Annotated in this window: 20 protein-coding genes; 2 read left to right on the top strand and 18 right to left on the bottom strand. The window is 58.7% G+C overall.

Features of this window, described 5'->3' with window-relative positions; translation table 11 throughout:
- The first annotated feature begins 10 nt into the window (after positions 1–10).
- Complete coding sequence (locus tag FHT97_RS00100; RefSeq protein WP_183859107.1) at positions 11–304, top strand: metalloregulator ArsR/SmtB family transcription factor; 294 nt, start codon at positions 11–13, stop codon at positions 302–304.
- Positions 305–310: 6 nt separating this feature from the next.
- Here FHT97_RS00100 and FHT97_RS00095 read toward each other — a convergent pair whose 3' ends face one another.
- The 8 genes from FHT97_RS00095 to FHT97_RS00060 all read right to left on the bottom strand — a co-directional run bounded on the left by FHT97_RS00095 (position 311) and on the right by FHT97_RS00060 (position 9,545).
- Positions 311–1,309 carry a GlxA family transcriptional regulator gene (locus FHT97_RS00095; RefSeq protein WP_183859105.1) on the bottom strand — a complete coding sequence of 333 codons (999 nt, stop codon included), beginning with the start codon at positions 1,307–1,309 and terminating at the stop codon, positions 311–313.
- Positions 1,310–1,408: 99 nt separating this feature from the next.
- Positions 1,409–1,960, bottom strand: a complete 552-nt coding sequence (gene mug / locus FHT97_RS00090; protein WP_183859103.1) for a G/U mismatch-specific DNA glycosylase — start codon at positions 1,958–1,960, stop codon at positions 1,409–1,411.
- The gene (locus FHT97_RS00085; protein WP_246712538.1) at positions 1,957–3,750 is read right to left on the bottom strand and encodes an acetolactate synthase 3 large subunit; all 1,794 of its coding nucleotides are present in this window, start codon (positions 3,748–3,750) and stop codon (positions 1,957–1,959) included. The genes mug and FHT97_RS00085 overlap by 4 nt, the downstream gene beginning before the upstream one ends.
- Before the next feature lie 146 nt (positions 3,751–3,896).
- The gene (locus FHT97_RS00080; protein WP_183756786.1) at positions 3,897–4,502 is read right to left on the bottom strand and encodes a TetR/AcrR family transcriptional regulator; all 606 of its coding nucleotides are present in this window, start codon (positions 4,500–4,502) and stop codon (positions 3,897–3,899) included.
- 56 nt (positions 4,503–4,558) lie between these two features.
- The gene (locus FHT97_RS00075; RefSeq protein WP_183859101.1) at positions 4,559–5,512 is read right to left on the bottom strand and encodes an aldo/keto reductase; all 954 of its coding nucleotides are present in this window, start codon (positions 5,510–5,512) and stop codon (positions 4,559–4,561) included.
- A 75-nt stretch (positions 5,513–5,587) separates the two neighbouring features.
- Positions 5,588–6,814, bottom strand: a complete 1,227-nt coding sequence (locus tag FHT97_RS00070) for an adenylate/guanylate cyclase domain-containing protein (protein ID WP_183859099.1) — start codon at positions 6,812–6,814, stop codon at positions 5,588–5,590.
- Between the two features lie 39 nt (positions 6,815–6,853).
- Positions 6,854–8,410: an MFS transporter gene (locus tag FHT97_RS00065; RefSeq protein ID WP_183859097.1), complete on the bottom strand. Its 1,557-nt coding sequence runs from the start codon at positions 8,408–8,410 to the stop codon at positions 6,854–6,856.
- On the bottom strand, positions 8,403–9,545 hold the full coding sequence (locus FHT97_RS00060) for an HlyD family secretion protein (protein ID WP_246712537.1): 1,143 nt from the start codon (positions 9,543–9,545) through the stop codon (positions 8,403–8,405). The genes FHT97_RS00065 and FHT97_RS00060 overlap by 8 nt, the downstream gene beginning before the upstream one ends.
- Positions 9,546–9,925: 380 nt before the next feature.
- Here FHT97_RS00060 and FHT97_RS00055 point away from each other — a divergent pair, with 380 nt between their 5' ends.
- Positions 9,926–11,683 carry an MOSC and FAD-binding oxidoreductase domain-containing protein gene (locus FHT97_RS00055; protein WP_183859093.1) on the top strand — a complete coding sequence of 586 codons (1,758 nt, stop codon included), beginning with the start codon at positions 9,926–9,928 and terminating at the stop codon, positions 11,681–11,683.
- 36 nt (positions 11,684–11,719) lie between these two features.
- On the opposite strand, the gene tehA is transcribed toward FHT97_RS00055, so the two are convergent.
- The 10 genes from tehA to FHT97_RS00005 all read right to left on the bottom strand — a co-directional run.
- A complete protein-coding gene (tehA, locus tag FHT97_RS00050; RefSeq protein ID WP_246712536.1) occupies positions 11,720–12,910 on the bottom strand; it encodes a dicarboxylate transporter/tellurite-resistance protein TehA in 1,191 nt (396 codons plus the stop codon).
- Between the two features lie 254 nt (positions 12,911–13,164).
- Positions 13,165–13,539 carry a response regulator gene (locus tag FHT97_RS00045; protein ID WP_310503132.1) on the bottom strand — a complete coding sequence of 125 codons (375 nt, stop codon included), beginning with the start codon at positions 13,537–13,539 and terminating at the stop codon, positions 13,165–13,167.
- Between the two features lie 326 nt (positions 13,540–13,865).
- Complete coding sequence (locus tag FHT97_RS00040) at positions 13,866–14,534, bottom strand: response regulator (RefSeq protein WP_183860690.1); 669 nt, start codon at positions 14,532–14,534, stop codon at positions 13,866–13,868.
- A 445-nt stretch (positions 14,535–14,979) separates the two neighbouring features.
- Positions 14,980–15,234 carry a hypothetical protein gene (locus FHT97_RS00035; RefSeq protein ID WP_183859091.1) on the bottom strand — a complete coding sequence of 85 codons (255 nt, stop codon included), beginning with the start codon at positions 15,232–15,234 and terminating at the stop codon, positions 14,980–14,982.
- Between the two features lie 435 nt (positions 15,235–15,669).
- Complete coding sequence (locus tag FHT97_RS00030; RefSeq protein WP_183859089.1) at positions 15,670–16,617, bottom strand: AEC family transporter; 948 nt, start codon at positions 16,615–16,617, stop codon at positions 15,670–15,672.
- Positions 16,617–16,802 carry a hypothetical protein gene (locus FHT97_RS00025; protein WP_183859087.1) on the bottom strand — a complete coding sequence of 62 codons (186 nt, stop codon included), beginning with the start codon at positions 16,800–16,802 and terminating at the stop codon, positions 16,617–16,619. The genes FHT97_RS00030 and FHT97_RS00025 overlap by 1 nt, the downstream gene beginning before the upstream one ends.
- A 22-nt stretch (positions 16,803–16,824) precedes the next feature.
- Positions 16,825–18,555, bottom strand: coding sequence for a ubiquinone-dependent pyruvate dehydrogenase (gene poxB, locus FHT97_RS00020; protein ID WP_183859085.1), 1,731 nt, complete (start codon positions 18,553–18,555; stop codon positions 16,825–16,827).
- Positions 18,545–19,720 carry an NAD(P)/FAD-dependent oxidoreductase gene (locus FHT97_RS00015; protein ID WP_183859083.1) on the bottom strand — a complete coding sequence of 392 codons (1,176 nt, stop codon included), beginning with the start codon at positions 19,718–19,720 and terminating at the stop codon, positions 18,545–18,547. The genes poxB and FHT97_RS00015 overlap by 11 nt, the downstream gene beginning before the upstream one ends.
- 11 nt (positions 19,721–19,731) lie before the next feature.
- Positions 19,732–21,363 (bottom strand): NAD-dependent malic enzyme, encoded by a 1,632-nt coding sequence (locus FHT97_RS00010; RefSeq protein ID WP_183859081.1) that lies wholly within the window; start codon positions 21,361–21,363, stop codon positions 19,732–19,734.
- Between the two features lie 277 nt (positions 21,364–21,640).
- The coding region (locus tag FHT97_RS00005; RefSeq protein WP_183859079.1) for a transposase at positions 21,641–21,862 on the bottom strand (222 nt) is incomplete at its 5' end.

Below are 21,862 nucleotides of genomic sequence, written 5' to 3'. Positions count from 1 at the left end.
GAAATCAGATATGGATTCCGCGACCATCATCAGAGCGCTGGCCCATCCGACGCGACTAAATATCCTAAAGTGGCTGAAGGATCCTGACCGGTATTTTGGGCCGCAGGGATATCCAATTGATTTAGGGGTTTGCGCCAGCCAATTCCAGCGCGACGGAATGGCTCAGTCGACGGCATCCGGTCATCTCAAAGTACTAACGGACGCTGATTTACTGAGCGCCAGGAAGATCGGGCAGTGGAAGTTCTACCGAAGGAATGAGGCAGCCATATCGAGCTTTCTGCATCAGCTCACAACAGAAATTTAGGCCGGCTCAAGCGCCCGTCGCAGTGAATATTTCTTTTGGCGGTGGGGTAACGCCCCGACGGAAGCGACTTCTGTATTCGACCGGCGTGACGTTGATGCGGCGGACGAAAGCTCGCCGAAAGGCGCTCTGATCGTTAAAGCCGCACAAGGCTGCTACGCGCTTCAAGGGAACGTCGCCCTCTTCAAGCATTCTTCTCGCGGCATCCACCCTGACGGCTTCGACGTAGTCCCCTGGCGTCATGTCAGTTTCGCGTTTGAACGTGCGGGCGAAGTTGCGCGCGCTCATCCCAAGACGAGACGCCAGCGTCTCCACGGCGAGATCATTGGCGATATGTTCCGCTACCCATTGAGTTATCTCGCGAATAGGCCCCATTTCAGAGACCTGAGCTTCAAGATGCACGCTGAATTGCGACTGACCGCCTGGACGCTGCAGGAAAAGTATTAGCTCTTTCGCGACCCTCAGCGCCACGCCCCGACCGAAATCTTCCTCGACCATCGCGAGTGCGAGATCCATGCTCGCCGTTACACCGGCACTGGTGTAGACGGTTCCGTCTTTGATGAAAATCGTATTCGGCTGGACGTCGATCGCTGGGAACATCTTTCTGAGCCTTGTCGTGGAATTCCAGTGCGTCGTTGCGCGTCGTCCGTTGAGAAGGCCTGCGCTGCCCAGCAAAAAAGCTCCGGTGCAGATAGAAGCCAGCCGGCGCACCTGGACGGATCCGCTCTTCACCCAATCGACCAACTTGGGGTCCGCCTCGAAGTCTTGAACGCGCGGGCTGCCAGCAATTAAAAGCGTGTCGAACCCTTCCAGCGAATCGTCGATGGTCCGATCAGGGAGCAGGCGCCCGCCGTTAGACGCCACGACCGGCTCCCTGTCCCGCCCGACGACAGCTAGCTCGTATCCGGTGCTCCCATTAATGAGCTTGTTCGCTTCAGAAAAGACGTCCATCGGTCCCGCGACGTCCAGCATTTGCACGCCGGGCATGGCTAGTATCGCTATGCGCATGAGCTTACTCCTCGCGCCGGCCACCAGAGTCCGCCGAAATCTTCCGCGCCTACTTTGCCGGCGGCGGTGGCTGTCGGACAATAGTACTTTGGCATCGACTTACTCGTAACTCGCTCGGAGACGAGCGTACTCCTCAACAAGGCGCTGCAGCGAAAACGATCGATTTAGCCCGCTGGGATTGGGCAGTACCCAGACCTCCGCGCCGGCGAATGTCATGGCTTGCCGGCCCCAGTCAAAGCGTTGCGATGCGCAGAGACTGGCAAATGCCGGCTTCCCAAGGAACGCCAGCCTTTTCGGCCGAAAAGCCCGTAACTTGCGTTCGAATTCCGGCGCGGCGGAGGCGTAGTCCTGGGGACCGAGTTCGACGGCGCTTTTTGTCGCACGAGATACGAAGGCCGTGACGCCGCAACCGTATTCCAGAACCTGGCGCTCCTGATCCGCGCGCAACAGATACGGGGTGAAGCCGGAAAGATGAAGGACGCGCCAAAACCGGTTGCTCGGTGATGAAAAGTTGTGCCCGTCCCGGACAGCAGAGGTCGCCGGGTTCAGCCCGCAGAAAACTACAGAGAGGTCAGGCGCCAAGACGTCCGTCAGCCCCGCGGGTGAGACCGTGGGGCCCGGCGCCTCGTTCTGGGGACCTCGTTCACTCATACAAGTGCGCGGCCATCCCCGGTGATCACTGAACTCAGATCGACCGCCTCGTCCGAAAGGATCATTTCGTTGTGGGGTTTTCCGGATGGAATCATAGGCAGACAGTTTTCCGTCTTTTCTACTCGACAGTCGAAGATTACGGGACCGGGGTGGGCCAGCATCTCAAGGATCTTTCCATCCAGTTCCGCCGGGATCTCAGCTCTCATTCCCTTGGCGCCGTAGGCCTCCGCCAACTTCACGAAATCGGGCAGGCTTTCCGAGTAGGAGTGACTATATCGCTCATCGTGTAGCAACTCTTGCCATTGTCTGATCATCCCCATGTACTCGTTGTTCAAAATGAAGATCTTGACGGGAAGCTTGTACTGCACCGCCGTGGACATCTCCTGGATATTCATCAGGATGGAGGCTTCTCCGGCGATATCGATGACCGTGCTCGTCGGATGGGCGAGTTGAGCCCCGATTGCTGCGGGGAGGCCGTAGCCCATTGTGCCAAGCCCGCCTGAAGTCATCCAGCGGTTCGGTTCATCCAGGCTGAAGAACTGTGCTGCCCACATCTGGTGCTGCCCGACTTCGGTCGTCACATAAACGTCCCGGTTAAGGGTGAGGGCGCGCAATCGTTCGATGGCATATTGTGGTTTGATGACCTCGTCGGACTTCCGGTAGCCGAAGGCGTTGCGTGATCGCCACTTTTCGATCTGTTCCCACCAGACCGAGAGCTGGTCTTGGCGGCTTGTGGTCGAGGTTTTCGGCCAAGCGGCGATCATGTCGTCGAGCACCGAGCAGGCGTCACCGACAATCCCGACGTCCACCTGGACGACCTTGCCGATTGACGAGGGATCGATGTCGACATGGATCTTGCGCGAACCGGGAGAGAATGCGTCCAGCCTACCCGTGACGCGATCGTCGAACCGGGCGCCCACGCAAAACATCACGTCGCAGTCGTGCATCGCGTGGTTCGCCTCGTAGGCGCCGTGCATCCCAGGCATTCCAATCCAAAGCGGATCGGAAGCAGGAAACGCACCCAGACCTGTCAACGTCGATGTGACCGGGGCGCCCAGAAGAGCCGCGAACTGTCTAAGCCGCTGGCTCGCCGCTGGGCCTGAATTGATTATCCCGCCGCCGCTGTAGATGATCGGCCGTCGTGCTTTCGCCAACAAGGCTATCGCCTGGTCAATAAGTAAGGGGGATGCCTTGGTCTGCGGCTCAAACCGATGCAGAGGTCGCGCTTCCGCTGGCCCGACATATCTTCCTACCTTGACCTGAATATCTTTGGGGATGTCGATGACGACTGGACCCGGCCTGCCAGTGGTTGCGATACGGTACGCCTCATGCAACACGTGGGGCAGTTCCTCGATGCTTCTGACCAAATAGCTGTGCTTGGTACACGACCTGGTTATACCGATAGTGTCCGCCTCTTGGAACGCGTCCGTACCTATCAGATGCGTAGGCACTTGGCCCGTGATCACGATAAGTGGGATCGAGTCCATCAGCGCGTCCGCAATTCCGACAACGGTGTTGATCGCTCCGGGGCCGCTCGTGACGAGCACGACGCCGGGCTTTCCGCTGGAGCGCGCATAGCCTTCAGCCGCATGTGCGGCACCTTGCTCGTGGCGAACCAGAATATGCCGCAGCCTCGGCTCGTCGAGCATGGCATCATAAATCGGCAGAACGGCGCCACCGGGGTATCCGAAAAGCACTTCGACGCCATGATCTGCAAGCGCCCGAACAACCATCTCCGCTCCCGACATTTCGTCCGGCGCGGACGGCATAGCGTATTCGTTTGGTTTCATCCTTAAATTCCATTCGGTACGAGAAAGCTTCCACTTCGCTTTCGCGCCAGTATATAGAATTCGAGCATGACCGAATTGTCTTGCTGGGGGCAAAAACGGACAGATGCGCGTCCATTGCTGCCAGCGTCACTACCGACGCCTGAGCTTCATGGCGCCGGGGGTATTCCAGCGATGTGCGCCATGAGCCTTCTGACGCTCAGTTCCTGATCAAGCTCGTTCACCAGCAGTTTGAACCAGCTTAGGCCGACCCAGAGAGTTACCTTGTCGTCTACGTCCTCTGCGCGAACCTGACCTCGTTCCGCGCCCCTCTTCAGCATCTGTCTCACGTCGGCGGTGCGGGCGGGCAGGAACCGCTCCCGCAATGCGTCCAGAGCCTCGGACGCGCCCTGCGCTTCGGCAATGAGACTTTTCAATGCCGCGCCGGCAGGATGCGAGGCCCAAAAGCGCCACAAGCTGACAGTGTACTGCTCCAGGTCGTCCAAAAGATCACCGGTATCGGGAACTGGAACTGAAAGATGGCGCTCCGCCGTGTAGATCGCGATGAAAAGGTCCGCCTTTGTAGGATACCATCGGTAGATCGTCGTCTTGCCCGATCCCGCCCGGCGAGCGACTTCCTCGACCGAAAATCCGATGTACCCCTTCTCGGAGATCACTTCGCGCGCCGCCGCAAGCACGGCCGCCTCCGCCTCGGGATTGCGGCGGGCTCCGGTGGACTTGCGAGGTTTGGCGAGAGGCTTTGGCAGACTGGTCATACTTCAGGGGTAACTCAGGTTGAAGGTCAGGATCAACCGCGAAGCGCGAGGCTTATTTAAAAGCTTGACGGTCGCGCGCGCGGGATGAAGCCTGGAACGCCGGTGTCGACGACCGAATTGAACCGGATCTCGGTCTCGATCTTCTGGTCGATCTCGACCAGCGCTTCCTCGGGAATAGAGAGCAGGTTGGCGTTTTCCATGATGCGACTTGGCGTTACGGACGTCGTCAGAAAGGCTGTTCCTCGCTGAGCGGCCCATGCAAGAGATACTTGGGCTGGAGTCATATCAAGGCGGCTGGCGACGTTCTGGATCACCGGATCCTCAAGGAGGTTCGGTTCCATGCCATGTCCCAGGGGTGCGAAGGCCAATAATACGATTCCTTCCCGCTTGCAGTACTCGAGCATCTCCCATTCAGGAAGATAAGGGTGTGATTCAACCTGAACGATGGCAGGCTTTATCCTTGCTGCTTCGACGACGAGCTTCAGTTTCGGCAATGTGACGTCGGAGAGACCGATCGCCCTGCATTTCCCGCCATCGACAAGTGCTTCCAGCGCGCGCCATGTGTCGATCAAGTTCACCTGATCATCATAGATGACGGCGCCATGCTCATCGCGTGGATCGTGTTCATCTCCCGGCTGAAAGGCAAACGGCGTGTGTATGAGGTATGCGTCTACGTAGTCCACCTGCAGTCTGAGGCAGCTCGCTTCAAACGCGGCCTCGACCCGCTCTGGCCTGTGATTGGTGTTCCACAGCTTCGTGGTGATAAAGATGTCCTCGCGGCCGACCAACCCGGCGCTGAATGCATCCTGTAAAGCTTCCCCGATCACATGCTCATTCAGATAGCGCTCCGCGCAGTCGAAGTGGCGGAAGCCACTTTCGATGGCCAGCTTGACCGCGTTCTTTGTCGCCATAGGGCTGGGTATCAACGTCCCGAAGCCGACAACCGGAATATGGCCGCGGCCGTCCAGGAGAGGAAGGCGGCGATCGCGAGGCGCTACCGTTTCTTTCATTGTATGCTCCTTGGTTGAGAAAACATCGATGCGACAGCGCTCATTGCGCTACGGCAACAGATGTCTCGGTCGAAATTACTGCGAGGCATCCACGTCGACCCGTCGTTCGATCGTGAAAAGTTCTTGAGCACGGCTGACCCCTCGTAAAGTGTGAGCGCCAACCGACAGCAGGCAACCTCCGTTGTCCGCCTCCAGCGCTGAGGCAAATGTCGACGATATCAGGAGGTCCCTTTCGAGCGAGCGGCAGAGCGAGGCAATCCTGCTCACCTCGTTCACCGTCGGTCCGATGACCGTGAAATCCAATCGCTCCCGTCCGCCAATATTGCCGTAGAAGACGTCGCCGAAGTGCAGAGCCAGATAGACTTCCGTCACGGCGCGGCCTTCGATCCTGCGGCGCGCGTTCAGATCAACGAGCTTCTTGTCGAGCAAGCCCCGCCCGTGCAGCGCTGCAGCGCAGGCCTCCTGCGCAGTAGCTCCTCGAAAGATCGCGAGAGTGCCGTCGCCCATCAGCTTGAGCACTTCGCCGCCTGCAGCATTCACCGACGAAATGACCGCCTCTGCGTAGTCGTTGAGCATCGGGATGATCTCCTGCGGATCGGATAGGTCCGAGATGCGGGTGAAGTTCGCGAGATCCGAGAACCAGAGAGCGGCGGCAATCTGATCGGTCTTGTCTCGACGCATCCGGCCGAGCAGCACATGTCGTGCGGCATCCTCACCGAGATAAACCTTGGCAATTGTCTGCGCGACGCCGCTGATGGCGACGCACTTCGTCGCGAGCGCCAGACAGGGTGCGAGCGCTTTAAGCGCGTTGAGATCCGCTTTCGAAAAGCCGCCGGGTGCTCGTGTTGCAAACTGCGAAAAGAAGCAATCGATCTCCCCGATCGTTCCGTTGTCTCCGAACCTATGTGCTAAGGCCACAAAATCTGTGAACCCATCTGCCTTCATGGAGTCGAGCAGATAAAAGTCACCCGCATCACCATGGCAAAAGCGCCTCCTTACTTCGAGGTCGCCAGTCGTACGCAGGTAGAAGAAGGCGGTCCGTTCCCAGTTTATCGCGAGGCTTCCACCCGTTCCCAATCCGAACTCTGACAACCTCTCGATCGCCTGATTAGCGTCCCATCTGAAAGCGCGACGCTCGTACATGGGATGCAGCGCCTCGATCACCGCACTGGCTCGTTCCACCGGAACGCCAGACGCCGCGCAACGTACGCAGAAGCCGGCCAGCAAGTCGGCCTCGGGCATTCCTTCGATGCCCGACTGCATCAGCCAGGCGGTCAACTCTGCAACTCGGTTGTCTTTCATTGGCATGTCAAAGCAGTCTGTTGGCAAGAATCTGCGATTTTAGCGGGTCGTAAGTGGATGCGCGGGTGAGGGAGCCATGAGAGAAACAACGAGCAGTCCAGCGACCGCTGCAGCGAACGTAAGCCAAAACCCGTCGATATAGGCTAGAACATTAGCCTCCCTTTGCACGATCGAAGCGAGCACGCCCAATCCCCGCTTCAAAGCATCCGCGGACGTCGAACCGCTCGAGGAACCGGAACCGAGACTGGAGAGCATCGAGTTCCATCCGGGCGTCGTGCCGGTGACGTGAAGACCGATGAGGTTGGAGTGCAACTGCTCGCGCTGCCGAATCCAGGTCGTCATCGTGGTGGCGACGGTTTCAGAGCAGATCAGACGCATGACCTGAACATATGCTGTGAGCGACACGGCCCGCGCAGGATTCACGTTGCTGAAAAGCGTTGCCACGGCGGCAAGGAACACCAGCTCTTCTCCAAACGTTTGAAGAACGACTATCAGACGGAATTCGGGCAGCGCCCACAGGTTGGTGAGTTGGGTGCCCAACCATGCCGAGACAAGAAAACATGAGAACCCGAGGATCAGGGTGGCCCTCTGCTTGATCGTCCTTACCAGCACCACAGCGGTGCCGGTGGCTACCAGGAGGAGTGCAATAGCAAGCGGCGCCGAAAAATCGCCCACTTGCTCGGGGCGCAGTCGCGTGACCGAGACCAGGAAGTTCGGCTCGAGAAGCGAGCTCCCTAAGCTGGTGGTCATGAAACAAGCGATTGCCGCAAAGCCCAAGGCCACATTCCGAGAGAAGAGCACGGAAATATGCGCCCACGGATGCGTTACGCGCGCCTCATGCAAGAGGAATACGAGGACCAGAAAAGCGCTGGCGATCATCAATGAAACGACCATTCCAGATCGAAACCAATCCAATCGATTCCCCTGATCCAATGCAAAATAGAGCGTGGTCAAGGCGACGCCGAAGAGCGCCATGCCGCCCCAGTCCGCACGGCTCAGCAACTCCCGGTCCGTTACGACCGGCTTCGCGCCATACCAGAACAGGATTCCGACCATGGGAGCAATCAAGGCGCCCTGCCAGTACAGCCATTGCCAACCGATCGTCTGGGTGTAGCTTCCCGCCGTGTAGAGACCGAGATTCTGGGCGAACGGTATCCGGAGCACGTAGAAAGCCAGCGCGAAGATCCAGTACCTGCGGTCGAGATTCTTGAACGCTATCATCAGCGTTGCGCCGACGAACATTCCGAGGACCACAGCTCGCAGCGCGTGCAGAACTGCAAGCACTTCGAACGAATGCTGGAAGGGGATGAGAACCGACACCGTCGAGTAGAGCGCCACGGGCACAGTCATCACCCGCTTGACGCCAAAGACGGCTATCAACCAGCCGACGCTCGGGGCGACCAGTATCTGAGGCGCTGTCGCAAACGTGCTCAGCCACGCGCCTTCGTCGAAGCTCAACCCGAACGCTCCGCGCAGGTCCGCAAGGCCGATGTTTGCCGTCCGGACGTCGAACGCGGTCAATATCGACGCCAGAACCATTGCCACGGCAACAAAACCTTGCCGCGGCAGGTCGCTGCCATTTCCGGTCTTAGTCATGGCCTTCGGCCTCGGTGTCTATCTTCGTGATGACCGACATTCCTGGCCGAAGCCTTTCGAAGTGCGGCTGCTTTGCATCGAGCTCGACGCGAACCGTCAGGCGCTGAGCAACTTTGGTGAAATTGCCGGTGGCGTTGTCGGGTGGAAGCAGGGCGAAGGTCGAGCCGCTGGCAGGCGAAATCTTCGAGACGGCGCCATGAAACGTCTCTCCGGGAAGGAGGTCCGCTGTCACCTCTACCGATTGCCCTTCGCGAACTCTCGAGAGCTGGTTTTCCTTGTAGTTCGCAAGAACGTACACATGGGGAAGAGGGACGATCGAAATGAGACTGGTGCCAACGCTCACATAGTTGCCGATTTGCACATTTCGTCTGGCGACAATGCCATCGATCGGCGCACGAACGGTCGTATACCCGACGTCCAGCCGCCGAGCAGCGACGTCCGCTTCGGCCAGGTCGACATTCGCCTGCAGGACTTCGCGTTGTTTTGCGAGGACTTCCAGCTTCACCTGTTGCGCATCTACATTCGCTTTGGCGGTCTTGGAATTCGCCGAAGCTCGCTCGAACGCCGCCGTAGCCTTCTCGAGGTTTTGAACGGAGCTTGCTCGGCCGTCCAAGCCCAGCCGGGTCTGACGCTGGAGCTCCTTGTCCGCCTGGACCTTATCGGCTTCCGACGCTTGGCGTTGCGCCGCAGCCACGTCGATCTGCGTGAATTGAAAAGTACGCTGCGTCGAATTGTCTTCGAGCTGGGCGCGCGCGGCCTCAAGCTTCGCCTCGGCGGAACGCAATGCCACTTCGTATGGCTTCCGATCGATCGAAAAAAGAAGATCGCCGGTTTTGACACGCGTGTAATCGGCTACAGGCACCAACTCGACCGTCCCGCCGATGCGCGCACTTACGGACGAGACATCGGCAAAAACCGCCGCGTCGTCGGTAGATTGAACGCTTCGCGCGGCGACCCATGAGTCCCAGTTCGCCCCGGCTGCGACCACTGCGCCCAGTGCTATAATGATTGCCGAACTGGGGACGATCAACGATGAACGGTTGCGGACTGCCGCCACCGGAGCCGTGGGAGCCGCCGACGCTTTTGCTTCCCCCGGCTGCGGCACGAGCGCCGTTACATTGTTTTCGTGTGCCAAGCTCCAATTCCTTTTCTTTGACCACGCCATGACTTCATCCGTCGTGATGGACCTCGCGGTCCGCGATTGCAGAATTCGTTCGCCGCTTCCGTCGCTGGAAGGCGGGCCGTCTCGTCGACGGTCAACCGTAAGAATCCTGAGACGCTTCATATATACGATACGTATCGTATCGAAAAGGACTGTTTCATGAATTCTCGCCGGTACTGCTATTCGTTTTTGCTGACACTGGACGGGGGTATCAGATCATCCGGCGGCGCTACACGCCACAGGACTTAGGTATCGCCGATACTATCGTATGATGGTTCGACAGGTTGTGAGATGGTTCGATAGGCGCGCTGGACGCTCCGCCCTCGATGGCAACGAGACTTTGAGGTAACCCGATGGCCCGACTACTATCTGTCAACGTAGGTTTGCCCAAGACCATCTCCTGGCACGGCAGGGAGGTCCGGACCGGCATCTGGAAGGAACCCGTTGCCGGGCCCAGGATGGCAAGGCGCCTGAATATCGATGGGGACGGCCAGGGTGACCTGGCGGGGCACGGCGGTGAGAACCGTGCGGTGTACGTGTACCAGATCGAATCCTATGACTACTGGCAACGTTTCCTCGGTCGGAGTGACTTTGTCTTCGGACAATTCGGCGAAAACTTCACGGTAGAAGGGCTGTCAGATGCGGAAGCGTGCATCGGAGACCAATACCGGATTGGCAAAGCGTTGTTCGAAATCTCGCAACCACGCGTGACCTGCTATCGCCTCGGGATCCGTATGGATGTCCCAGAGATGGCGTCGCTTCTCGTCTCCCATGGTAGGCCGGGGTTCTATATGCGGGTCTTGGAGGAGGGGCTGGTCGAGGCGGGCGACGACGTCGAGATGGTCGCCGCCGGACTCAACCGGTTGACGATCTCGGAGGTCGACGCCCTGCTATATAAACCCGACCATCCCATCGACCGTCTCGACCTTGCGATCGACAATCCGGCATTGAGTCTGGGCTGGCGGCAGTCCTTCGAGAAGTTGAGGGACGCTAACCTCGACGGTCGGGCCAGCGGAAACGCAGGTCTGGCCGCGTACCCGCAGCCTGATCCGGCCTGGGAGGGATTTCGCGAATTCCGAGTGAGCCGGAAGACGTTCGCGAGCAGCGACGTCGTCTCGCTGGAGTTGGAGCCGAGCGACGGGCTCCCGATCGGCGACGCCCTTCCTGGGCAATTCGTCGTAATCGAGTTGAAGCCGACCGCTTCGATCCCGTGGCTGAGAAGCTACTCCCTATCAGCGCGGCCGGATAGTAGAGGGTTTTCCATTAGCGTGAAGCGTGAAGTTGGCGGAAGCGCTAGCGGCTACATCCACGACACCCTGGTCGTCGACGACGTCGTCGGCTTGAGCGCCCCGCGTGGCGCGTTCGTTCTTCCGCAGGGTGACGGTCCCGTGGTGTTAACAAGCGCCGGGATTGGAGTGACGCCAGTGCTTGCAATGCTTGAGGCGTTGGCGGAAGAGGGGACAGAACGGGAGATCTGGTGGCTTCACGGCGCGCGGAACGGTCTGCAACATCCGTTTGGTGAAACTGCCCGTCGGTTCCTGTCATCGATCCCACGCGCCCACAGCGTGATCTGCTACAGCTCACCGACGCCGATGGACGTCATTGGACGCGACTACGACCGCAAATCCCGACTGAATTCGGATGTGCTCAAATCCTTGCCCTTGCCCCTCGACGCCGAATACTGCATCTGCGGTCCCGCCGAATTCATGAGCGATCTCATTGAGTTTCTCCGATCGTCGGGGGTCGATAGGAGCCGCATCCACTCCGAGGCATTTGGGCCGGTTTCCTCGATCACGCCCGGCATCGCGGCGGTCGAGGGACGTCGTCCGCATCAGCCTCCCGGAGAACGGGGAACTGGACCATTGATCACATTCGCCAGGAGCGGGCTCAGCGTCGCGTGGAGTTCAAACTACGACAGCCTGTTGAATTTTGCCGAAGCCTGCGACCTCCCGGTGCGCTGGTCTTGCCGCGCTGGTGTCTGTCACACGTGCGAGACGGCGCTAATTTCTGGTGCCGTCGTCTACGATCCCCAGCCGTTGGACACGGCTGCGAAGGGAAACGTCCTCATCTGCTGTTCCAAGCCCAAAGCGAATGTAATCCTCGATCTTTAAGCTTATGGAGCCGCCCGCTGTTGCTCGTGCCGTGATTTATCGCTTCAGGAGCCATCGAATGCTCCCGATTGCGATGGCCAGCACGATCGCACTTGAGATGATAAGGAGGAACGGCGCGATCATCCCCAGAACTGGACCATCAGTCCGCGCTGCCATTTTCATCGATGCACTGGTAAGCGCCGTGAGCCCGAACGTAATTCCCCAGTAGGATAGATCGAGAGGCTGCCGCCTGATCCACGGGATCAAACGGGCGAGTATCAGTAATTGAAGCAGGCCATATCCAAAGAGAGCATGCGAAAGCGGATCCGGGTGCCCGGTGGTGCCACTCAGATATGCAAGGCACCCGACAGCAGGCGGCGCCAGTTGAATGCCCAGCATGGGGCGGAGCAATTCTGGCAACTCCTTGTTCGTGAGAAGCCTGTGCAGGACCACCGACTCTATCGCCAACCAGGAGAAGAACCCGGCGCCAAACGCCAACTGGCTCCAGTCTGAATGGCCGAAAGCGCTTGCGGCGATCGCGGTCACGAACGATCCCGCGCCGGCTGGGAGATATAGGGCGGCCGTGGTGGAAACTGGATCGCGGTTTCCCTCCCACAAGGAACCTGTCAACCAGACTCCGAAAACGACCGTGAATATAGCGCCAAATGCGAATAGGCTCACTCCCGCGAGCCAGGAATATGGCAGGACACCGAGCGCAATGAGCATTGACGACACGCCGAGAAGGCCGACGAAGCAGCTCTGCACCGGATTGGAGAATTCGGCGAGTGCTTCATCTCTCGCGAGCGCCCATTTGGTTAGAAACAGAAGGGTGAATACTACCCAGATCGCGCCGGCACAGAGATATAACGCCTCGCCGATAATCGTCGGAAGCCTCCACAATTCCGCAGCGAGGCGCCAGTTCGTCGCCAACCCGGATAGACCCAGAACGCACCCGAAATAACTTGCCTGGACTCTAGGAAATAGCACCGCACCATAGGTGGATCCCAAGCTTCCGTTGGTCGATAATCTGCTCACGAACGCCTCCATTTTTATAGTCAAGCGCCTTCGATGGTCGCCGACGGTCTCCGGATCGGGCAAACGCGTTGCTCTGACGCGCCTCGACAGGTGGGTGCGGTTGATCCAGAGAGGCTCCAAATCTGAAAGGATGAATATCTGCGGCAGGTTCTGCAGCGGTCGCGTCGCGGCAGGAAAGGACAATCTGCACCGCAGCCGAAGCTGCGCCGGCAAGCACCTTCCTACGGATGTGATGCGCAAACGCAATCATCGAACACTCCTGCCTTTCGAAGCGGAAAGCCTCTCACTGAACCGAGTTTCGATCTATTGCACCATGGTGTCAGGGAGCCGGCGAAGCGATCTATGTTCAGTCGTTCGGACCGTCCGAAGGAAGCCGCGGCTACCCCTGTGTCGCGTCGAGAGCTCAGTAGCGCCCCCCATGTGGGACCGTCGTCAGAATCTCGAACCGTCGGCCGACCGAGGCTTTATCAACGATGGAGTGCAGAGGCGACTGCCTTGCGAAGTTCGTCAACGCACAGCGGCTTATACAGGCAGTCGATCGCTCCCATTGATATCAGCCGGTCTCGAAGAATTTCGTCCTCGACGCCCGTGATGAATACGATCGGAATATCGCGTCCGCTGGAGATCATTGATTGAAAAAGTTCCGGGCCAGACATTACCGGCATCGCGACGTCCAGAACGATGCATTCCACCTCAGCTATCCGAGGAGAGCGCAGAAAATCATTCGCGGATGAAAATGTCTCGACGTCGAACCCGAGAGAACCAAGCAAACCAGACAGAGATTCGCGCACCGACACATCGTCGTCTACGACGGATATGAGCGCACGCAGATCCACCATCATCACCTCCGGAATTGGGTTCCAGCTTGCCCTCTTTTGCGACCACCTCTGGATGTCTCATGGCGCACAATCAGGCATATGCTTCCGACAACCAAGAGTATATTGGACAATGGTATCGGATGTGCTCTCGATTGCGGTACGGCTCGATCTCGAACACGAGCTCGATGGGCACCATCACGCGAAAGAGGGAGGGATGATATTGTACGAAGGTGTGTTCGCTACCTCGGTAGCGGGTCGAGGAGGCACGCAGGATCGGACAATCGCGGTTTCACTAAAACCGGCGCTCTCGTCTGTCGGCACGCTCGTGGGCTCGCCGCGAACGCGTTCCCCTAGCTTTGCCTCTTGACGTTCAACAAAGCCGCCATGGTCACAAGATCGGGAAGCGAACGGGCATCCATCTTTCGCATGACCTGGCCTCGGTGCGCCTTCACCGTTATTTCGCTAATGCCAAGCTCGTATGCCACCTGCTTGTTCAGCAACCCGGCAACCACAAGTGCCATCACCTCTCCTTCGCGCCGCGTCAGGGAACCGTGTCGCTGGCGTATTTGGCCAAGGTGATTTTCTTCCTGTTGGATGGACTCGTTTTGTGCGATCGCCGTCCGTATCACCGCAAGGAATGCGCCCGGATCGATTGGCTTGGTCAGGAAATCGCTAGCTCCGGCCTTCAGAGCTCTTACTGTCATCGGTATGTCGCCCACGCCTGAAACAAACACTATGGGCACCCGGCTTCCCCTGCTGGTTAGAGCCGCCTGTAGGTCGAGGCCGTCCAGTCCGGGCATATTAACGTCCAGAACCAGGCAGCTTGGGAGCTGCCGTGGAAGATGCGATAGGTAGTCTTGCGCAGATGAAAACAGCAGGGGTGTCCACCCCACGGAGCGTACGAGCAATTCCAGCGATTCTCGAACGGAAGCATCGTCATCAATGATGATGATAACGGGACGTGGCGGCACCGACAGCGCACTAGGCGCCGATTGGCATCGATCTGTTGGAGGGTTCATGTTCTGCAAGACATCCTCCTGTGCGACGACCGTTGGAAATCTGCCATGCCTCAGCGGCCTGTGCCAAAGGCCTTCGACCCGGCAGCCGGATCACACCGTACAGGCCAGTGTAGCATAACACACAGGCCGAGCTTCAATTGTCCGAAAGTATTGGTTTGAAAACAAGTCGCGGGCGCGCCACGTCATCACCAAGAATAATACATCCTACGTCCGACGCTCGATTCACACCCCGACTCCTTAAAAAAGAAGGGCTACTGGACGATGGTGTCGGCAATACTTTGGTGTCCCAGATACCTTCGCACAAGTGCGCTCCAGCGACCCGTTGCACATACTTCGCCTGAACAGCCCCTAGGAGCAGGCGATGATAAATCGGGATGAGAGACCACGCCAGGGCTGCGGCCTTCCGCTTTTCGCTATCGCTGCCGCTATGACTGCGATGGCCGCATCACTGGCCGTCGTACGGCATCCAGCTACCCTGACTCGGGTCTGGGTACCAGGCCCGGAGCAGATGTCCGCTGATGGAGCCGAAACTGCGCGGCGTGGATTTTGTGACAAAGAGTTGTTTCAAGGCAAGGGCAATATGTTCAGAACATTCGATAACCAAGCTGCCAAAAAGCACTTGGACGGCGCGGAAGTCGCTATGTTGCGCGTCGTCCTGCGAGACTTCTGCGAGACCCACGGCTTCGCGCTGGACGATCAACGAACACTTCACGCGGCTCGCAGACTTATCCGCCTTTTTCAGGGCGGAGAGAGTGACTGTGCGCGTTTGCGTATGTTGATGGACATGCAATCACTGAGCTGAGATCCGAAGGAAGGCACGACGAGGAAGTTACTTCTGCCGGCGCATCTCCTGATGTCAAGCTGCTCGCCGAGCGCCACACTCGCCGAGGGGTCCGGTGTCTCATTCGATACGGGGCCGACGTCGCATCTGCAACGTGAGGCCGACAGTGTGTGATGGGGCAAATTGGGGGAGGGCGAAGCCAGCATCGATTTGAGATACAGCCCCTCACATCTGCGGTGCGGTCGCGTCTTCGGTACAAATTCGCCCCGACAGAAATTCGGCATAACCTCCACGCGCGATGTCCACTCGAGACCCACCCAAGCTTGGAAACTGCCCGCTTGGATGCTCGTGGAGCTACTCGTCAAGCAGCACGGCGACCGAGACGCCCGCCGCGATGGTGAATATGCTTGCCAGCACACTGGCCAAGGTACTGCCCGCGGCCCGATCCCGATAAATATTCCTTGAGACCGCTATGGCGGAAACCTCTGTTGCTGTGGGCAGTACGCCCAGTAGAAAAGTCTGGGCCAAAAGCGCCCCTCGCAACCCCACGAGATAGGCGGTGCCAAAGATCACAATGGGTTGCAAGATGTTCTTCACGAACACATTGAACGTCACCTCCTTGTTGAGCTGCAAGCTGATCCCCGACAAAGTCAGACCAAGGGCGAAAAGCGCTGCGCCCCCAGCCGCTACGCCGATCTCGCTTGCTGCGGTCACGGCAAGTTCAGGCAACTTGAATCCGGACGCCGCGAAACCGGCGCCTGCAATAGGCAGAAAGACCAGGGGCTGCTTTGCCGCATTCCACAGCGCCCTGCCGATCCCGATCCGATGCTCTTCATCGGTAGCGCTCCGTGCAAGGACGACAAGCGTGATCGGGACGACGATCAGAGTCACGATCAGATTTCCGGAGACGACCATCAGAAGCGCCGACGACCCGACGGATGCGACCAGAACCGGTGGGCCGCAGTAGGCGATGTTCGGGAAGGAGCAGGCCAAGGCCTGCAGAGCGCTGTCCGCCTCTCCATGCTTGAAAAGCAAGTGTCCGGCAGCCCAGCCAATGAGGAACGTCAGGCCAAACCCGATCAGGAGAGAGAGTAGGATCCTGGCGTTGAAGATGTCTGCCGGATTGGCCTTCGCCGCCGCGAGAAAAAGTGCGATCGGAAGTGCGAACAGCACGACGAATCTCGCTAGCGCGCGTCCGTACTCGATCGGCATCATCCCGAGCTTCCCAGCCATCCATCCCAAGGTTATGCAGAAGGCGATGGGCGCGAGTGAATGAGTCGTGGTCGCAAGAATGCTCTGCATCAGTAATGCTCCTGTTCTGGGCTCACCTTGCCTTTGAAAACGAAGTAGACGAGCAGGGTGTAGACGATCGTGATCTGCAGAACGAAGATGCCCGCTCCCCAGAACATGGAGGCTAATGTCGATTGGGGCGCGACCGCCTCTTCCAGAGTCACCGCAGGAGGGATGACATAAGGGTAGAACGACACGGCGAGCGTCCCATCCGCCTCCTCAGCGCCGCAGGAAGTTCGATACGGTGAGATCGACGAGTTGATCGCCTCGGCCATTCATTACCGCCTTCAAAGCCCATACGCCGAAGCCTTTCACCTGCGCGGCCTCGATCTTCGGGGGCATTGAAAGCTCCTCGGTATTCGTGACCACGTCGAGCAGGGCGGGGCCGTCATGCGCGAGTACCTCGCGCAGCGCGCTTTCCAACTCGCCTGGATCCTCGACGCGAACACCGTGGATCCCTGCCGCCGCGGCTACCGCAGCAAAATTCGGGTTTGAGAGATCGACGCCGGTTTCAAGAAAGCCCGCGGCCTTCATTTCGAGAGCAACGAATCCCAGAACCGAATTGTTGAAGACAACGATCTTTACCGGAAGCTTCTGTTGCACGAGCGTCAGGACGTCGCCCATCATCATTGCGAAACCTCCATCCCCGGAAAGGCTTATTACCTGTCGGTCGGGGTAGGCGGCTTGAGCACCGATCGCCTGCGGAAGCGCATTTGCCATCGAACCGTGCACGAGCGAACCGATCATCCGTCGTCGGCCATTCATGGCAAGGTACCTTGCGGCCCATACGGTGGGGGTCCCGACGTCGAACGTGAAGACCGCGTCGTCGGCAGCGAGATCGCTTACGAGCTTGGCGAGGTACTGAGGATGGATCGGCTTGCGGCCCGGCTTGCCGGATGCGAGGTCATCGAGGCCTTCGCGAGCTTTTGCATAATTTTTCAGACTGTCGGACAGATGCGAGGTGTCCGACTTTTCGTCAATCCTAGGCAGCAACGCTCCGACGCTGGCCTTGACGTCGCCAACGAGGCCAATGTCGAGAGGCGCGCGGCGCCCAAGGCTTTCCGGTCTGATGTCGATCTGAGCGATCTTGGAGTCGGTGGGATAAAACTGCCGATAGGGAAAGTCCGTGCCGAGCATCAGCAACGTGTCGCATGCGAGCATCGCCGTGTAGCCCGAAGAGAACCCGATGAACCCTGTCATGCCAACGTTGTAAGGGTTGTTGTGTTCGATGTATTCCTTCCCACCAAGGGCATGCACTATGGGCGCCTTCAGGCGTTCGGCGAGAGCGATAACTTCGCCGTGGGCGCCCCGGCATCCTCGACCACAAAGGATTGTCGTCCGCTCACTCTTGTTCAGGAGGGCTGCGAGGCGATCTAGTTCAGGATCTCGTGGGAGTACCGTGGGTACATGAATCTTGAGCCCCTCGGGCTGCGAGATCGGGGCGTCGTAGTTCGCCAGCGCAATGTCGCCCGGTATGACCACCACCGCCACGCCCTTCTTGCCGATCGCCGCCCTGACAGCGGTCTCCAGAACCCCCGGGAGCTGCTGCGGGTTTGAAACCAGTTCGCAATAGTGACTGCATTCCTTGAAGAGGTTGTCTGGATGCGTCTCCTGGAAATAGCCGCGGCCGATCTCCGTGGAGGGGATCTGTGCGGCGATGGCCAGGACGGGTACTCGAGAGCGATGTGCGTCGAAGAGACCGTTTATCAGGTGGAGATTTCCTGGTCCGCAGCTTCCCGCGCAGACCGCGAGCTCACCGGTAAGGTGCGCCTCGGCGCCCGCGGCGAACGCCGCGGTTTCTTCGTGCCTGACATGCACCCATTCGATGTCGCCTCGACTTCGCATAGATTCTGTCAAACCGTTGAGGCTGTCTCCGACGACGCCGTAGATGCGGCGCACGCCGGCGGCGTGCAGGACTTCGGTGATGATATCTGCTGCTTTATGCGGCATGACCGCCTCCTTGAGTGGCGCTATCCCGCTTGCGCGAGCGTTGGACATCCGAGGGTACCGGAGTGGCAAAAGATGAAGGGTCGCCGTCTGATATGAGTCTGGCGCTCCGCTGACGCGTCACGAACGCCCAGATCCAGTCGAGCGCGACTGAGGTCCTGCTGCGAAATCCGATGAGAAACATCACGTGCACGAGTGACCAGAAGACCCAGCCCGTGAAACCGGATAGCGAGATCTTTCCGACGCGTACCACCGCGGCCCCGCGTCCGATAACAGCCAGGTCTCCTTGATGACGATACTTAAAGGGTGGGGGCAAGGGCTCCTGCGCCGCATGTGCCTCGATCACCTTTGCGACATAACTGCCCATTTGCTTGGCAGCGGGAGCGATCCCCGGAACCTGCTTCCCATCCGAAGTCGCGACGCACGTATCACCGATCACGAATATCTCGGGGTGATCACCTAGGTTAAGGGTTGGCGACACAGCGAGCCACGACAAGCATTTTTCAGAAAGTTCCACCGGAAACGCGCGAAGAAGTCTTGGCCCGGCCTCGACCACCACAATCCGCATCGATTGCGTGTCGATGGTCCGGAACTCGCCCTTCAAGGTCCTGTGTGTCAGCTCCGCGGCGGCACCCGCCATTTCGACGCCAGTTGCACCGCCACCGACGATCACTGTCGTCAAGCGTCGACGCCTCTCCTCTGCATCGGGCGTCTTGTCCGCAATTTCATAGGCGCGTAACAAATTTTCGCGCAAAGCCCTTGCGTCTTCAATTGTCTTCAATCCGGGGGCGAAGGGTTCCCATCCTTCGTTGCCAAAGTACGCATGCCTGGCGCCCGTGGCGAGTACAAGATAGTCGTATGGGACGATGGAGCTGCCATCCGTAACGGTACGCGAGCGAGTATCAACGCCGCTGACCTCCATCATCAGGACGCGTGTGTTCCTTTGAGCCGAAAAGATGCTTCTCACCGGCCAGGATATCTGGCCCGGCGACAGCGATGCCGTGGCGACCTGGTAGGGCAATGGCTGGAAGAGATGTAAGTTTCTCCTATCCAGCAACGTGATATCAACCGGCGCAGACCTGAGACCCCGTGCGACAGCAAGGCCTCCAAAGCCCGCGCCGACGACGACGACGCGGGGCCGGGGTGCAGCGGGAGGACGGTTTGCCACGACCAGCCCTCTCAATTCAAATGCCGGTAGACAGGCCTGTACGTCTTGCTGCTGATGAGTTGGGCGACGTCGGCTGGGCGTTCGACATTCGCCAGACCTTTGTCGAAGATATGCTCGGCAATTTTGCGGGCGACGTGCAACGAAGCCTCGAGGATCTTGCTCTGTGGCGGATAGATCAAACCGGCGTTCAGGCTATCCTCGTCCACCTGTTCTGCGACGGCCTTGGCTGCAACGATAAACATCTCGTCGGTCACAAGTTTGGCTTCGGTCGCGTAAACGGCCATCCCCATGGCCGGAAAAATGTACACGTTGTTTCCCTGGCCAGGAACTAAACGGTGCCCGTTTACGGTCAAGGGCGGGAAAGGGCTCCCGCTCGCGAACACCGCTTTTCCTTGCGACCACGTGTACGCCTCCTCGGCGGTGCATTCGGACCGCGAGGTGGGATTGGAATAGGGGAAGATGATCGGGCGATCGTTTATCGCCGTCATCGTCTCGATGACGGTTTTGGTGAAAAGCTTCGGGGCGGTGCTGACCCCGATGATCGCGGTGGGTTTCAGTAGCTTGATCGCATCGACGAAGTCCGCGACGGGTTCGTGATCGACGACGAACGGCTTCTGGAAGTCCTTCACTGCGCGGGACGCCACGAGGAGACCATCGACGTCGAACAGCGAACTACGACTACGAGCTTCCGCAAAGGGAAGACCCTGCATCGCCATGCCCTGAGCGATCAAATCCGCGATGCCGGTTGCAGCAGATCCGGCTCCAAGGAATAGGAACCGCTGATCCGTGAGCGTTCCCCCCGTGATCTTCAGCGCGGCATAGATGCCTGCGAGAGCGATCGAGGCGGTGCCCTGGATGTCGTCGTTATAGGTGCAGATCTTCGTCTTGTACCTCGACAGGATCGGGATAGCGTTGAAGTTGGCAAAGTCTTCCCACTGGATGCAGCATTTCGGAAAGAGGTCCGTGACCGCCGCGACGAACTCGTCAATGAACGCGTGATAGTCATCGCCGCGAATGCGGTCATGCCGAAGCCCGAGATAGAGCGGGTCGTCGAGTAGAGCGGGATTATTGGTCCCGACATCGAGAGTGATCGGAAGGCACACCTCCGGCGGGACGCCCGCGCATGCCGTATAAAGAGAAAGCTTTCCTATTGGGATTCCCATCCCGCCAACGCCGAGATCGCCCAGGCCAAGAATTCGTTCTCCGTCAGTGACCACGATGAAACGGACGTCTCTCTGTGGCCAGTTCGAGATGAGTTCTCTGATATGTCCCTTGGCGGATATTGGAATGTAGAGCCCGCGGGCTGAATGAAAGATGTGGTCGAACTTCTGACAGGCCTCGCCGACCGTGGGAGTGTAGACCAGCGGCATAAACCCTGCCGGGTCGGACATCAGGACTGCGTAGTATAGGGTCTCGTTTCTCGCCTGGAGGTCCGAAAGCAACAGGTACTTCTGGAGGTCGTCTTTTAATGCGTCGAGCTGCGCATTAATTCGCGCAACCTGGCTTTCGATCGATGTAGGCGTCGGCGGAAGAAGCCCCTCAATGCCATACCTGTGGCGCTCATTGCTGTCGAAGGCAGTCCCTTTGTTCGTGTGGGGGTCACGCAAAAGGGCATAGCCGTTGGACATAGCTTCTACAGCCATGGTCAAGCTCCTTGGTTGTTTGATTGTTCGGATTGTAGGCCAACCGAGGCCGGACGGGTGTCTCGATACGGGCTCGAGACACAGTCTGCCTGCAGGGCGTCTTGCTTTCGGTCTTGCCCTACGTGCACGACCACTCGCTCGAGGCTTCCTTAACTCTGACGGAAGACTAGGCTTGGGGACTGTCCCCGGCAACACGTACGATGGTATCGATCCTTACGTCGTCCATTTCGAGGCCAGAACCGCTTCCGTGAAATCCGTCCGCTTGTAGGCCGTCGACTCATAAACTCTGACACCAGATCCTTGCCGCGACGAGTTTGACCGCTGCGAGATAGTTTTCCGGGCGCTTGTCGTAGCGAGTAGCGATACCTCGAAACTGTTTGATCTTGTTGAAGAAACGCTCGACCAGGTTCCGTTGCCTGTAAACCCAGCGCGAGAACGAGAAGGAGCCCTTGCGAGTTGCCTTCGGCGGGATGTTGGCCCAGGCCTTGCGCTCGGCCGC

Origin of the sequence: Rhizobium sp. BK399 (assembly GCF_014194695.1) — a bacterium.
Taxonomy (GTDB): Bacteria; Pseudomonadota; Alphaproteobacteria; order Rhizobiales; family Rhizobiaceae; genus Rhizobium.
Note: the sequence above shows the minus strand (reverse complement) of the source record. Positions and strands in the feature narration are given on the sequence as shown.